The sequence below is a fragment of the Clostridium sp. MCC328 genome (assembly GCF_018785465.1).
Taxonomy (GTDB): Bacteria; Bacillota; Clostridia; order Lachnospirales; family Lachnospiraceae; genus Pilosibacter; species Pilosibacter fragilis.
On the sequence record NZ_WQPW01000018.1, the window covers coordinates 136,363 to 150,933 of the forward strand.

Sequence of the window (14,571 nt, forward strand, 5' to 3'; positions counted from 1 at the left end):
TGAAAAGACTTTACAAAGCATATAAAGAAACGAAATAAAACGTAAAATTTAAAATGTATAAACAGTATAAGAAAACAAGAAAAATAAGCAAAATAAAAAAGAGCATTGTATCAGCGTTATTTCTATCCGGTATGCTGCTCCTCCTCACCGGTTGCAGCCATGTGACCAGTGAGATGAAGGAGAGCAGGGAGAACGGCATCGCCCTCATGGAAAGCGGTGATTACGAGGGGGCTGTCGCGGAGTTTGACAGCCTGATCGACCAGACAACGCGGGTGACCTCTTTTGAGATCGATGTATTAAAGTACCGCGGTGAGGCAGAATTTATGCTGGGGGACTATGGTGCCGCGGCGTATACTTATGATACCCTGGCGAAGGTGGATAAGCCGAGAGCCGAGTATTACTACCTCGGCGCGGTGAGCCTCGCGAATTCCGGGGATCAGGATGGTGCTGAGAACCGCCTGGAGTCCGGTAAGAGCGCGGATGCGAAACATGAGGTTACAGGCTACGCAGAGGCGATGGAAGCCCTGGGGGCGGCATATATGACTGCCGGAGACGAGGAGAAGGCGGATGAGCTCTACCAGACTCTCGTGGATGAGGGCTTTTCCAGCACGGAAGTTTACAACCGCTGGATGATGGCTGCGATGGAAAAAGGCAATTATGAGGAAGCGCTGCAGCACGCGGAGGCGGGACTTGCCCTCTCTGATGACCGGGCAAAGAAAGAGATCGCCTTCAACCAGGCCGTGTGTTATGAGTACCTGGGCCAGTATGAGAAGGCGCTGGAGCTGTTCCGAAGCTACGAGGAGCAGTATGGACAGGACGAGAAGGCAGATCATGAGATCGCGTTTCTCGTGACAAGATAGGAGAAAGAATGGCAGAATTGATAGAGATCGGTGAGCAGCAGGAGCGGGTCATCCTGTTTGCTGCCAGCACGAACGCCTCCGATGACACGGAGGAGTCCGTGGAGGAGCTTCGGGAGCTTGTAAAGACCGCGGGAGCTGAGACCGTGGGAGTCGTGATCCAGAACCGGGAAAATGTCCATCCGGGAACATACCTCGGAAAAGGTAAGATCCAGGAATTGAAGGAGATGGTCTGGGAGTCCGGCGCTACCGGCGTTGTCTGCGACGATGAGCTCTCCCCGGCACAGTTAAAAAACCTGGAGGACGCCCTGGACACAAAGGTCATGGACCGTACGATGATCATTCTCGATATCTTTGCCGCCCGTGCAAAGACAAGAGAGGGGAAGATCCAGGTAGAACTTGCGCAGTTAAGATACCGCGCCGTCCGCCTTGTGGGTCTCAGGAATTCCCTGTCGAGACTTGGCGGCGGAATCGGTACGAGGGGACCCGGCGAGACGAAACTTGAGGTGGACAGAAGACGGATTCACGAGAGGATCAGCCAGTTAAAATCGGAGCTCCAGGATGTGGAGCGCCACAGGGATGTGGTGCGGAAACAGAGAGAGCAGAGCGGAACGCTGACGGCGGCCATTGTGGGTTACACGAACGCCGGAAAATCTACGCTCTTAAATAAGCTCACAGGAGCCGGGATCCTGGCGGAAGATAAGCTCTTCGCGACCCTGGATCCGACGACGAGGGCATTGACGCTTCCGAGAGGGGAAAAGGTTCTCCTGACGGATACCGTAGGATTTATCCGAAAACTTCCGCATCATCTGGTTGAGGCCTTTAAGAGTACCCTGGAGGAGGCGCGCTACTGCGATGTGATCCTCCATGTGGTGGACTGTTCGAACCCGCAGATGGACATGCAGATGCATGTGGTCTATGAGACTCTGCGCCGATTGGACATCAAGGACAAGGAGATCATCACGGTATTCAACAAGGTGGACCGCCCGGACGCAGATACCGCCTGCAGGGATATGTCCGCGGATTATAAAGTGAAATTATCGGCAAAGACAGGAGAGGGCATTGAGGAACTGCTGGATCTGTTTGCCATAATTTTGAGAAACCGCAGGATCTATTTTGAGAAGATATTCGCCTACAGGGATGCCGGACGGATCCAGACGATCCGGAAGAGCGGACAGCTTCTTTCGGAGGAGTATCAGGATGACGGGATCCATGTGAAGGCGTATGTGCCGGTGGAACTATTTGAAGAATTATATCGGGATTAAATGAATTCAGACTGGCAGATATAAGGGGGATAATCTTATGGAAAAGATGAGGGAAAAAGAGCTTGCTCTGGATCTTCTGGCAGATGTGGCGGGCGGTTTTGTACAGGCCGTCGCACTCCACTGCTTTATCAACAATATCGATATCGCGCCGGGAGGTGCCAGCGGTATGGCGATCCTGTTAAACCGTCTGACGAATCTCCCAATCGGTACCCTGACATTTCTGATCAATATTCCGCTTCTGATCGCGTCCTGGATCTATCTGGGAAAGGAGAAGACGATCAAAACACTGAAGACAGTTGCGATCATGACCGTGATTCTGGATGGTCTGGTGACACCGTATTTTCCGGTGTATTCCGGCGATAAGATGGTATCCTGCCTTTTCGGCGGAGTGCTGATCGGAATCAGTCTTGCCGTTATATTCATGCGCGGCTCTACCACAGGCGGAGGCGATATCGCCGCAAAGCTTTTACAAAAGTATTGTCCGCACATGCAGACCGGAAAAGCGGTCATGGCGACGGACCTTGTGATCATCCTGCTTTCCATGGTGGTATTCCGGAATATCGAATCCGGTCTTTATGGACTCATTAACATGGTGGTGGGAACATATGTGATCGATGTGATCCTTTATGGTATGAATAAGAGCACCATGATAACGGTCATTACAGAAAAACCGAAGGAGATCGCTGATGAGCTGATGGATGAGCTGGAGCGCGGCTGTACCTTTTTAAAGAGCGAAGGAGCTTATCGGAAAGAAGATGGAAAGACCGTGATCTGTGTTCTGGACAGAAAGCAGTTCTACAAGGCGAAGAAGATCGTCTATGATATCGATCCCAGAGCGTTTATGATCGTCTCTGAGGCTCAGGAAGTCTACGGGGAAGGTTTTCTGGATTCTGACTGGGAAGTGTAGGAAGAAACAAATGAATGCGGCAGGACAGACCGGATCACCAGATCCCGCGGGTGTGTCTGCGGCAGATAAGACGGAACAAAAAAGACGAACCGCCAGGTAATTGCGGATCGTCTTTTTTGTCATGAGATATTATGGGGAGAACCTCCCATGACCAAGGGGTTCCGGCACCTGGGGAAGGTACCGGTGAAGGGGTGCGGCCTGACCGCGGCCGCTGGGGATATCAAAGGATCGAATTATTCGATAATGCCAAGGCTCTTCGCGTACTCCGTATACTCGTCGTACCACTGATTGTAAAGATCTTTCTCAACGACTTCGTCGATGATCTCGTTGATCCGGTCTGTGAGGGCATCCTCACCCTTCGGGATACCGATTCTTGTTCCCTGTGTTTCAGGATCAACTTTGAAATACAGGTTCGGGACGATCACAAGATTGCTGTCCGGGTTGGATTCCAGATATAATCTTGCCATTCTGAGGGCTGCGACTATCACATCACTCTTTCCGGTCTCGACCATCAGGAAACCATCGTTTGTGGAGGAAACACGGTTGTATTTTTTGTAAGCCGGGATCTGCTCCTGTACGAACTGCTCCTGAAGGGAACCATTCTGGGCAACGACCACCTTGTCTGCAAGATCGTTGAAGGATTTGATACTGTCAACATCTTCCTTGCGGACCAGAATGCCGTATGCTGTCTGCGGATCTTCGTCTCCGAAATAGTAACCCTTGGAGAGGTTCATGGTCTCAGCTCTTGCCGGTGTGTAGGCTAAGGCGGAGATCGCGAGATCATATTTTCCGGTCGTGATGCTTCCGAGAACGCTTGTGAAGTCCATCGGTTTTAAGCGGACCTCAACACCGAGTGCCTCACCGATGTACTTTGCAAGTTCGACATCAGAACCTGTGTAGGCCTCCTCGCCGCTCTTTGTGGGATCGATGAATTCGTTCGGAGCGAAGTACGGCTCAGTTGCGATCTCGATGTATCCGCGCTCTAAGATCTCGTTCAGGCGGTTGTTGGAACCGGTGGTCTCAGATGCGATGATTCCTGCGTCTGTCTGAGGAGTTGCTGTCTCTCCGGAAGTTGTCTGCGGGATCGTAGCGCCCATTGCGGAGGAACCGGAACATCCGGTGAGTGCCGCAGCGGATAATAAAAGTGTTGTACCTAAGATGAGAAGCTGATTTAATTTCTTCATGGATTGGTTCCTCCTTGTATGCTGATTGATTTATCGTGTTAACAAGATTCTGATTTAGCGTGGTAAATTGTTATCATGGTGAAGAGTATACAGGAGGAAAATCGATTTGTCAAGTAGGTTATTAAAAAAATATGAAAAAAATGTTACAGTTCAGTCATTACATCTTCTTGTTTCCATATTCATGAAAACAAGAAGCTTGGTGGTTCCACCATATGCTGATTTGGATGAAAAAGTGCTTATGCAAGCAAGCTTGCAACACACTTTCTCATTCAAACCAGCGCATGGCTGAACTGTAACAAAAAATACCCGGTGGTCTCAGAATAGAAATCACCGGGATTCAATATTACTGTTCAACTGCTTTGGAAAGCGCCGTCCGCACCGCCGACACCAGCGCCATGGAGGTATACTGGGATCCGGACGGATACTCCAGCCCCTCAAGACTCTGGTTTTCCAGGATCTGCGCCGCAATGGAATCCATGGAGGGTGCCATCAGGGGATACATAGTCTCAACGGAGTCACTCAAAGGCACGAGAGATACGGAGCGGATCCCTGTACGGTCCACTGTGACCTCCACATTGGCGTTCTCGCTGCCCAAAACGATGGGGGACGAATAAAGTCCCGGAACGTATGTAGCGGAGGCAGGAGCGGCCGATGAGGCGTTCTCGGCGGTCTGGTCTGCCGTGCTCCCGGAGATGTTGTCCTTCTTCGGGCGGAACATAAAGAGGAAGAGCATGATGAGGACGATGGCAAAACCGATAAAAAGTGCGGTGTAGATGATCTCCTTCATTCTGAGGACGATGATCTTTGTTTTTGAACTCATGGAATAGATCCTTTTCACGAAATATTTTGTATATTCTATGAGAACTGCAGGAAAAAGATTCATGATCCCGGAGCCGATAGGAGAGACGTAGGAGAAAAATCCGACTCCGGTAGCTGCGCGATAAAGAACTTGACAATTCTCTTCGGAGCATATACGGTTGAGAGAGAATGATATGTTCCGAGTGTCCGGATGCGCATACCGCGCGAAGGCGCAGACGGTCACAGAAGAGCGTGCACGGTGTGGAAACGTGCCAAGGCACATTCTTTTTCATATAGCAGGAGGATAACATGGGATTATGCATCATCGCCGGCGGTTCCGGTGCCGGAAAAACAGAATATATATACAGGAAGATCATCGAGCTGTCCGCGAAGGAACCGGAGGGCAGGTTTTTTGTGGTGACGCCGGAGCAGGCGACGATGCAGGCCCAGAAGGAGATCGTGAGACTCCACCCGAACCACGGGACGCTGAACATCGACATCGTGAGCTTTGAGCGCCTGGCCTACCGGATCTTCTCGGAGCTCTCCCTGCCGCAGCCGGAGGTGCTAGACGATACGGGCAAAAATATGGTCCTCAGAAAGCTTGCCGGGGAAAAGATGGACGAGCTCACCATGTTTTCCTCCCACTTAAACCGCCCGGGATTTATCAGTGAGATCAAGTCCATGCTTTCGGAGCTCTACCAGTACGGGGCGACTCCGGAGGATTTAAAGGCGCAGACAGCCGGGGAACATGTGGGACAGATTCTGGCTGCGAAGCTCTCGGATATGGAAGTGATCTTTGAGGCGTTCCGGGAGTTTACGAAGGAGAAATATATCACGCTGGAGGAACTTCTTGATGTGCTCTGCCAGGTGGCGGACCAGTCTGCACTTTTGAAGGACAGTACCATGGTTTTAGACGGCTACACGGGCTTTACGCCGGTCCAGTACCGGCTTATCGGGATTTTACTGAAACTTTGCCGGAATGTCTTTGTGACGGTGTCCGCGACGATGGAGCCGGGGATGGATCTTACGGCAGAGTCGGATGAGACGGATCTTTTTGATATGAGCCGGAAAATGACAGGAAAATTGAAACAGCTGGCGGAGGAAAACGGGGCGAAAATTTACCAGGACCTCGTCTTTTCCAAACGCCCGCTTGTTCGGTTCCGGAACAGCCCGGCTCTTGACCATCTTGAGAGGACGTTTTTCCGCTATCCGTATACCCGGTACTACGGCGGAGAGAGGGAGATTATGCTGGTTCAGGCAAAGGACCCGGCGGATGAGATTGACTTTATCACGAACCGGATCGAGGAGCTGGTGAAAAAGGACGGGTACCGCTACCGGGATATCGCCCTGGTCTGCGGGGATCTTCCGGGATATGGCCGGGAGATCACGAGAAGCTTTGAAGAGAATAGGATCCCGTTGTTCTTAGATGAAAACCGGGATGTGTCGGGAAATCCGCTGATCCGGCTGATCCAGAGCGCCCTGGATATTTTGCAGAAGGGCTTTGACTATGAGAGCATGTTCCGGTATCTGAGGACCGGGCTCGTGACAGAGGAGACGGAGGCCGTGGACCGGCTGGAGATCTATGTGCGGGCCATGGGGATCCGGGGATTTGCGAAGTGGGACGCGGCGTGGGAGAAGACCTTTGAGGGCGGAGAAAATTTAAATCTTGTGGAGATGAATGCGTTCCGGGAGAAGATCATGGAACCGCTCCGTGTTTTAAGGGAGCGCTGCGCCGGACGGGGAGTTCCGGTGGCGGTAGTGACGGATGCCTTAAAAGAGCTCCTGGAGATCCTGGGAGCCGAGGAAAAGCTGGAACAGTTTTCGGAGAGGTTCGCGGATTCCGGTATGGACCGGGAGGCGAGGGAGTACGAGGAGATCTATGGTCTTGTCATCGAGCTTTTCGAGAAGTTTAAGGGCCTGTTGGGCGATGAGTGCGTGTCAAGGAGAGAGTACGCGGAGATCCTTTCCGCGGGCTTTTTGGAGCTCTCTGTGGGAATGATCCCCGCGGGGGCGGACCGGGTGGTCTGCGGTGACCTGAAGAGAACGAGACTCGATAAGATCAAGGTCCTCTTTTTCCTCGGTGTGAGCCAGGGCGTGGTTCCGGCGGACCACTCGAAAGGCGGTCTTTTTACGGACAATGAGAGGGAGATCCTAAAGAAGAATTCTATGGAGCTGGCACCAACGGCCAGGGAAGAGGGCTTTATGGAACGATTTTACCTCTATCTCATGATGACGAAGCCGTCGGATCAGCTGATCTTATCTTACCCGACGGTGACGGCGGAGGGAAAACAGACACGGCCGTCCGGAATTATCGGGGAGATGAAAAAACGGTTCCCGGACCTCTTTATCCGGGAGACGGAAGCGGAAAAACGACCGGATGTTTCTGTGACGGCGGCGGGAAGAGCCATACTTTCCTGGCTTCAGGAGCCGGACCGGCTGATGGATCCGGAGAATGAGAAGGCGCGGGAGCTTTACAGTTTCCTGTCTTCCGATGAGGCGAAAGCGAAGGAGATGGAAGATCTCGCGAAAGCCGTGGCCTATTCTTATAAGAAAGGCGGCATCGGCCGGGCGGCGGCGAGAGAGCTCTACGGAACACTTTTAAGGGGCAGTGTGACGAGAATGGAAGGTTACGCTGGATGCGCCTACTCCCACTTCCTGAATCATGGACTTGGGCTCCGGGCGGGAAGGGAGTATGAGCTGGACCTCTCCGACATGGGAAATCTGTTCCACCAGTCCCTGGACACCTTTTTCCGCAATGTGCGTGACCATGGAAAGGATTTCCGGACCATCACGGACGCGGAGCGGCGAGCTCTCGTGAAGCGGGCGGTGGAGGAAGTCTCCGCGAAGTACCGGAACACGATCATGAAGAGTTCCGCGAGAAACGCCTACCTGGAAAAAAAGGTGGAGCGGATCACGGACCGGACGGTGCGTGCGCTGATCTACCAGATCCGGAAGGGCGATTTTGAGCCGGAGGCGTTCGAGGTGGATGTGAGCACGCGGATCCCGCTGAAGGATGGGGAAGCCGTGAACCTTCGCGGGCGGATCGACCGCATGGACGTGTTTGAGGATGAGGACAAGATCTATGTGAAGATCATGGACTATAAGTCGGGAAGCACGTCCTTTGACCTGGCGCTTTTGTACCATGGGCTGCAGCTCCAGCTTGTGGTCTACATGGACGCGGCGTTAAAGCTCCAGGAGAGCCGGCATCCGGGGAAACAGGCGGTTCCGGCGGGAATCTTCTATTACCATATCGATGATCCTGTGATCGACCGGGAGGACGGAATGACGGACGAGGAGATCGAGGCGGGAATCTTAAGGAAGCTCCGCATGAATGGTCTCGTGAACAGCAGTCTCGACGTGATCCGGCATATGGACCGGGAGATCGAGAAGGAATCAGATGTGATCCCGGTGGCACTGAAGGACGGGTATGTGCAGGAGTTAAAGTCCTCTGTGGCTGGAGGAAAACGGTTTGCCCATTTGACAGATTATGTAAATCAGAAGCTCAGGGAGATGGGCGAGGAGATTCTGGATGGAAATGTGGCAGTGGATCCCTACAAGCAGGGGAACCGGACGGCGTGCGATTACTGTCCGTACCACAGTGTGTGTGGGTTTGATCTGAAAACTGATGGGTATGGATTCCGGAGATTTAAGCCTATGAAGGCGCAGGAGATCTGGAAGGAGATCGACCAGGAAGAAGATGGGGAAGAGATGGATTCCGGTGCAGTGGAAGATGCTGCAGATAAGGTCGATCCTGTACAGCTGGATCCCGGTAAAACGAAGAAGAAAACTTTAGAGGGCATAGAAAGCGGGAAAAAGAAATCGCCTGGAAAAGAAAATGACGGAAAGGAGATTCTGTAATGGCGACAAAGTGGACAGACGAGCAGAAAAAAGTCATTGAGACGAGACACCGGAATCTCCTTGTCTCGGCGGCAGCAGGAAGCGGAAAGACGGCGGTCCTCGTTGAGCGGATCATCCGCATGATCACGGACCCGGAACACCCGGTGGATATCGATAAGCTGCTGGTCATGACCTTCACGAACGCGGCGGCGGCGGAGATGCGGGAGCGTGTGGAGACGGCACTCGGAAAGCTTCTGGACGAGGATCCGGGGAATAAGAATCTGGAGCGCCAGAACACGCTGATCCACCACGCGAAGATCACCACCATCGACAGCTTCTGCTTAAACCTTCTGCGGGAACATTTCCACGAGCTGGACCTGGATCCTGGATTCCGGGTGGCGGACGAAGGCGAGCTGATGCTCTTAAAAGCCGATGTGATGAAGGAACTTCTGGAGGAATATTACGGAAGGGAAGATGAGCGGTTCATAAAGTTTGTGGATACCTACGCCACAGGGCGGACAGACGGTGGATTGGAAGAGTATATTTTAAAGGTATGGGAGTTCTCCCAGAGCAATCCGTGGCCGGGGGAGTGGATCGCGGCCTGCAGGAAGGAACTCTGGGCTGGCGGAACCGGTGAAGATGGGGATCCTATGGAGGAGACCGCATGGATGAAGTATCTGATCCAGGATGTGAAACGCCAGGCGGAAGAATTCTTAGACGGACTTTACGAGGCAGCGGATCTCGCGGCTGAGGAAGACGGTCCCCAGGCATATGCACCGATGTTAGCGGAAGATATCCGGGGAATGGAAGAACTCAGGGAAGCCGGGACTTACCGGGAGATTGCGGAGTGCCTTGAGGAGCTGAAGTTTGGAAGGCTGGCGGCTGTCCGGGGAAAAAATGTGGACCCGGAGAAGAAAGAACAGGCAGCGGCCTACAGGAACCTCGCAAAGGACGGCATCAAGAAGATGAAGGCATTGTACCTTCCAGGAGATATCGATGAGGTGTTCGCGGATCTCGACACCTGCCGGGAGCCGATCCTGATGCTTTTGGAGCTTGCGGAGGAGTTTTCTGCGAAATTCCAGGAGGCGAAGGAGGGGAAAAACCTGGTGGATTTTAATGATCTGGAACATTTTGCGTTGGAAGTCCTCACCGGAGGCAGCCTGGATCATAAGCCGGGACTGGTGGCGGATGAACTCTCGGAGATCTACGAGGAGATCCTTGTGGACGAATACCAGGACAGCAACGAGGTCCAGGAGACGCTGATCCGCTGTGTTTCCAGGGAGCGGTTCGGGACGCCGAATGTGTTTATGGTGGGTGATGTGAAGCAGAGCATCTATAAGTTCCGTCTCGCGAAACCAGAGCTGTTTCTGGAAAAGTATGAGTCCTACGGGAAAGAGGACGGGCTGTACCAGAAGATTGAGCTCCACAAGAACTTCCGAAGCCGGCCGGAGGTGCTTTCCAGCATCAATGACGTGTTCTACCGGATCATGACGAAGCAGCTTGGCAATATTAAGTACACGGATGACGCGGCGTTGTATCCGGGGGCGGAATTTCCGGCACTGCCGGTGGACGGTCAGGCGAAGACGGAGGTCCTGCTTTTAAATACCGGGGATCCGCTGTTTGACGGCATGGACGAGGAGAAGGCGGATTATACCGCGAAGGAGGCGGAGGCGAGACTTATCGCCGGGGAGGTCAAAAAACTCACGGACCCGGAACACGGGATGAAGATCTTTAACGGGAAGACCGGGGAGTATGAGCCGTTAAAGAAGAAGGACATCGTGATCCTGCTCCGCAGTCTCTCCGGGTGGTCCGAGGAATTTTTAAGTGTCCTTGGGGCAGCAGGGATCCCCGCCTACGCGGATTCCAGGACCGGATATTTCACGGCGGTGGAAGTGGAGACCGTGCTCAACATGCTGGCGCTCATCGACAATCCGATGCAGGATATTCCGTTAGCTGGTGTGTTAAAGTCGCCCATCGGCGGCATGAAGGACCGGGAGCTGGCCATCGTGATGGCGGAATTCAAGAAAGATCCGGACCGCGGGGAAGACGTTGGATTTTATGGGGCGGTGAAAAGATATTTGGAGAAACACGGGGAATCGGAGGAAGATGCGGTTATCTATCGCAAGTTGGCAGCATTCCAAAATCTCCTGACGACTCTGAGAGAAGAATCTATGTACCTCCCGGTCTCCCGCCTGATCTACCGGATCTTCGACCTCACCGGGTACGACAAGTACGCCGCCGCCATGCCGGCAGGAAAGACGAGGCAGGCGAACCTCGCCATGCTGGTGCAGAAAGCGGAAGATTACGAGAAGACCAGTTATCAGGGACTTTTCGACTTTATCCGGTACATCGAGAAGTTAAAAAAATACAACACCGACTTCGGTGAGGCTTCCCGCTCCGGGGAACATGACGACGCGGTGCGGATCATGAGCATCCACAAGAGCAAAGGTCTGGAGTTCCCGGTGGTGTTCTTAGCCGGATGCGGAAAGAAATTCAACAGACAGGACGCGAGAGGACGGATCCTGATCGACGAGGAGCTTGGAATCGCAGCGGATTTCTTCGACCCGGAGAAGAAGGTCAAGGCACCGACGTTAAAGAAAAATGTCCTGGCGAGACGGTCAAATCTGGAAAACATGGGCGAGGAGCTTCGTATCCTCTATGTTGCCATGACCCGTGCGAAGGAAAAACTGATCATTACCGCAGGCGACAAGTATATGGACAACAAGCTGGAAAAATGGGGTGGGATCCCGGCTGGCGGCGCGCTGCCGTTTACGATCTTAAGCGCGGCATCCTCCTATCTGGACTGGATCCTGATGGCGTCAAACGGGGCGAAAAACACCCTCGATGTGAAGAATGTTCCGGTGAAGGACCTTCTCGTGGAGGAGGCGAAGAACCAGGAGGAGAAGGCAAAGATCTATCTGGAACTGGAACAGCTGCGGAAAGCGCAGCCGGAGGAAATTCCGGGGCTCATCGGGGTAAAATATCCTTACGCGGCGGACCTTGCGCTGCACGCAAAGATGTCGGTTTCAGAGCTTAAGGAACAGGGGCAGTTCGTGGATGACGCGGAGAGTGCGTTTTTGATTAAGAACGTCAGGGAAAAAGAAGATTCAGAAATTATTGATAAAGTGTCTGATACAGCGGCCGAAGAAAAAGCCAGAATAAAGAGTGCCTCCGACCGCGGTACCGCTTACCACCGTGCCCTGGAGCTGATCCACTTCGCGGAAATTTCCGGTTACGATGATATCGTGAAAGAACTCGACCGGATCCGTGAGGAAAAGCGGATGCAGGAGACCGCCATCGATATGGTTTATCCGGGCGTTTTGACGAAGTTTTTCCACTCAGATATTGCAGCCCGCATGAAACAGGCGGACCGGAACGGAAAATTGCAGAAAGAGAGCCAGTTTGTGGTGGGCATCCCTGCACGGGAGATGAACAAGGCGGATTCCGATGCGCTGATCCTGTTACAGGGTATCATCGACGCCTGGTTCGAGGAGGATGACGGTCTCGTACTTGTGGATTACAAGACAGACCGGGTAAAAGAAGGCGGAGAGAATATACTTCTGGACCGCTACCAGATCCAGCTCTTCTACTACGCAAAGGCACTTGCCCAGATCACCGGGAAAAAGGTGAAGGAAGCCGTGATCTACTCTCTGGCGCTGCAGAAAGAGATTCCGGTCCCGATCAATTTATGATAAGATATGATCAAAAACTGCCCGGCACCATAACTAAGGCGCCGGGCAGCGGTTTTTTATGTAACAGGAAATTCAGAGGAATTCCCTGTTACATAAAAAGGCACAAAGATGCGTACTCGCGCGAAGACGTAGATTGTCGCAAGCGACCGCGCGAGGTGCGAGAATGTGCCAAGGTACATTCTTTTTCAAGTTATGAAGTTATCACAAAAAAATCAGTCCGCAATGATCAGCTCTTTTGCATACGGCAGAGTCCCGATCCAGTCGCAGAAGGTATGCCACTCCACAAGCTTGTGAGACTTTCTCGCATGATAAATATTGACGAGTGTCTCATAGTTCATCGTGCAGGTGCGCATCTGGTTGTAGCTGGACGGGAGAAGCTGGATCATGTCGTACCAGTCCTCCTTATTTTTTCCTTCGTTCATGTATTTCAGACGGATCTGCTCAAGGCGGTCTACAACGGTCTGCATGTAAGCGAGAGTGTCCGGAGTCATATGGTCATGGCTGAAATCATCGATGTCGAACGGCTTGGAGTGGATTTTATGCATGGTGCTTGTGGAGTTTGCAACAGTCGCCACTTTGTAGGTGTCATATTCCTTCCACCAGTAGAGCGGAGCCGTAATATCCACGGATACAAAGATCTGGCGGATAAACTTTCTGTGGTCGCTTCCAGCCATGCGGAGACGCTTCGCAAGATCGAGATCGTTCGGTCCAAAGACAAAGTTTCCGTCCTCATCATAGCTGCTGTCCATACGTCCCCAGCTGTTCATCGGGTTTCTTGCTCCGCGCATGGCATTTTCAAAGTTCATGACGCTTGTGCGTTCAAATTTTATCATAATGTGTTCTCTCCTTGGTTAAAGTCTGGCGAAAAAGCAGTCCGGTGCTTCTGAGCACCGTCCACACCGCCGGATGCATTCCCATTATAACGGCTTTTTTTTGTATACACAAGATGAAAACTTGCCAATCACAGAGAAATTCATTATAATAGGGATTCGAAAAAAAATGGACTTCGGCGTGTGCCGGTTGAACGGAGGACAAAATGAAAAACGACTATATCGTCTGCGTCTGCGGAGACGCGAGCCGGGCAGCTTACCTCATAAAGGGAGAAAAAAACGTGCTCTTTGACGCTGGAATGGCATATTCTGCGGACAAAATGATCAAAAATATAAAACGGGAACTGGGAGACAGGCCGTTAGACGCGGTTCTCCTGTCCCATTCCCATTATGACCATATTTCCGGTGTCCCGTTTCTCAGAAAGGAATGGCCGGATCTTGTGGTCTATGGAAGTGCTTACGCAAAGAAGATCCTGGAAAAGCCGTCGGCGAAAAAGACGATGCGTGAGCTCTCTGACGCGGCAGCGCAGGGAGTTGGACTTACAAAAGCCCCGGACTACCGGGATGAAGATCTTGTGGTAGACAAGGTCGTAAAAGAGGAAGATATCCTGGATTTCGGTGATCATAAGATCACGGTATTCGAGACACCGGGACACACGAAATGTTCCCTGTCCTACATGGTAGACCATGATGTGATCTTTGCGAGTGAGACTGTGGGTGTGACCACCAGCGGGGTTTACATGCCATGCTATCTTGTAGGGTATCAGATGTCTCTGGACGCGTTGGAAAAGCTGCGCCATGCGGGAGCAAAAAGGATATTCATCACCCATGTAGGGATTCTGACACCGGAGGACGCAGGGACAGCGCTGCTTCCGGGCTTAAAGAAGGAAGAATTTTCCGCGGACCGGGTATGGGATTATCTGGAAGCGGGATTAAAACGGACAAAAGATGAGATCGTTGAGATCATCAGGAAATACCCCACAGAGGAAGAGCAGCTGAAAATCATGCTCGCAACATACCATAAAGGCGTAAAGCAGGAAGAACAGCCGGATTTTGCGTTTCTCTTAAACGCGGCGGCGACATTGAAGGTCATCCGGCGGGAATGCATGAATGACGCGGATCCAGAACGATAAAATGTTAAACAATGTAATAAACAGCGTAACTGCTGCCGTGGACCAGGAAAAAACTGTCGGTGGCAGGT

10 protein-coding genes are annotated in these 14,571 nt (G+C 52.3%); 7 read left to right on the plus strand and 3 right to left on the minus strand.

Annotation, left to right across the window (positions count from 1 at the left end; all coding sequences use genetic code 11):
* The first annotated feature begins 53 nt into the window (after nt 1-53).
* The 3 genes from GPK83_RS03815 to GPK83_RS03825 are packed head-to-tail and all read left to right on the plus strand — an operon-like array spanning nt 54 to nt 3,029.
* On the plus strand, nt 54-860 hold the full coding sequence (locus GPK83_RS03815) for a tetratricopeptide repeat protein (protein WP_117470796.1): 807 nt from the start codon (nt 54-56) through the stop codon (nt 858-860).
* An 8-nt stretch (nt 861-868) separates the two neighbouring features.
* Nucleotides 869-2,122 (plus strand): GTPase HflX, encoded by a 1,254-nt coding sequence (gene hflX / locus GPK83_RS03820; protein WP_215704048.1) that lies wholly within the window; start codon nt 869-871, stop codon nt 2,120-2,122.
* Between the two features lie 37 nt (nt 2,123-2,159).
* On the plus strand, nt 2,160-3,029 hold the full coding sequence (locus tag GPK83_RS03825; RefSeq protein ID WP_021904845.1) for a YitT family protein: 870 nt from the start codon (nt 2,160-2,162) through the stop codon (nt 3,027-3,029).
* Nucleotides 3,030-3,262: 233 nt separating this feature from the next.
* Here GPK83_RS03825 and GPK83_RS03830 read toward each other — a convergent pair whose 3' ends face one another.
* The gene (locus tag GPK83_RS03830; RefSeq protein ID WP_117472096.1) at nt 3,263-4,213 is read right to left on the minus strand and encodes a transporter substrate-binding domain-containing protein; all 951 of its coding nucleotides are present in this window, start codon (nt 4,211-4,213) and stop codon (nt 3,263-3,265) included.
* A 106-nt stretch (nt 4,214-4,319) separates the two neighbouring features.
* Between GPK83_RS03830 and GPK83_RS03835 the strand changes: the two genes are divergently transcribed.
* The gene (locus tag GPK83_RS03835) at nt 4,320-4,502 is read left to right on the plus strand and encodes a hypothetical protein (RefSeq protein WP_215704049.1); all 183 of its coding nucleotides are present in this window, start codon (nt 4,320-4,322) and stop codon (nt 4,500-4,502) included.
* A 54-nt stretch (nt 4,503-4,556) separates the two neighbouring features.
* On the opposite strand, the gene GPK83_RS03840 is transcribed toward GPK83_RS03835, so the two are convergent.
* Complete coding sequence (locus GPK83_RS03840) at nt 4,557-5,033, minus strand: hypothetical protein (RefSeq protein WP_015553573.1); 477 nt, start codon at nt 5,031-5,033, stop codon at nt 4,557-4,559.
* A 287-nt stretch (nt 5,034-5,320) separates the two neighbouring features.
* On the opposite strand from GPK83_RS03840, the gene addB reads away from it, so the two are divergent.
* Both addB and addA read left to right on the plus strand, forming a co-directional pair.
* Nucleotides 5,321-8,869 carry a helicase-exonuclease AddAB subunit AddB gene (gene addB / locus GPK83_RS03845; RefSeq protein ID WP_117552576.1) on the plus strand — a complete coding sequence of 1,183 codons (3,549 nt, stop codon included), beginning with the start codon at nt 5,321-5,323 and terminating at the stop codon, nt 8,867-8,869.
* Nucleotides 8,869-12,540 (plus strand): helicase-exonuclease AddAB subunit AddA, encoded by a 3,672-nt coding sequence (gene addA, locus GPK83_RS03850; RefSeq protein ID WP_215704050.1) that lies wholly within the window; start codon nt 8,869-8,871, stop codon nt 12,538-12,540. The genes addB and addA overlap by 1 nt, the downstream gene beginning before the upstream one ends.
* Nucleotides 12,541-12,752: 212 nt before the next feature.
* On the opposite strand, the gene GPK83_RS03855 is transcribed toward addA, so the two are convergent.
* On the minus strand, nt 12,753-13,373 hold the full coding sequence (locus GPK83_RS03855; RefSeq protein WP_215704051.1) for a hypothetical protein: 621 nt from the start codon (nt 13,371-13,373) through the stop codon (nt 12,753-12,755).
* 203 nt (nt 13,374-13,576) lie between these two features.
* Between GPK83_RS03855 and GPK83_RS03860 the strand changes: the two genes are divergently transcribed.
* Nucleotides 13,577-14,503, plus strand: coding sequence for an MBL fold metallo-hydrolase (locus GPK83_RS03860; RefSeq protein WP_215704052.1), 927 nt, complete (start codon nt 13,577-13,579; stop codon nt 14,501-14,503).
* Nucleotides 14,504-14,571 lie beyond the last annotated feature (68 nt).

Coding starts and splice junctions, on each gene's coding strand:
- GPK83_RS03815 (WP_117470796.1), top strand. CDS start 54: ATGTATAAACAGTATAAGAAAACAAGAAAAATAAGCAAAATAAAAAAG.
- addA (WP_215704050.1), top strand. CDS start 8,869: ATGGCGACAAAGTGGACAGACGAGCAGAAAAAAGTCATTGAGACGAGA.
- GPK83_RS03860 (WP_215704052.1), top strand. CDS start 13,577: ATGAAAAACGACTATATCGTCTGCGTCTGCGGAGACGCGAGCCGGGCA.
- GPK83_RS03855 (WP_215704051.1), bottom strand. CDS start 13,373: ATGATAAAATTTGAACGCACAAGCGTCATGAACTTTGAAAATGCCATG.
- GPK83_RS03840 (WP_015553573.1), bottom strand. CDS start 5,033: ATGAGTTCAAAAACAAAGATCATCGTCCTCAGAATGAAGGAGATCATC.
- hflX (WP_215704048.1), top strand. CDS start 869: ATGGCAGAATTGATAGAGATCGGTGAGCAGCAGGAGCGGGTCATCCTG.
- GPK83_RS03830 (WP_117472096.1), bottom strand. CDS start 4,213: ATGAAGAAATTAAATCAGCTTCTCATCTTAGGTACAACACTTTTATTA.
- addB (WP_117552576.1), top strand. CDS start 5,321: ATGGGATTATGCATCATCGCCGGCGGTTCCGGTGCCGGAAAAACAGAA.
- GPK83_RS03825 (WP_021904845.1), top strand. CDS start 2,160: ATGGAAAAGATGAGGGAAAAAGAGCTTGCTCTGGATCTTCTGGCAGAT.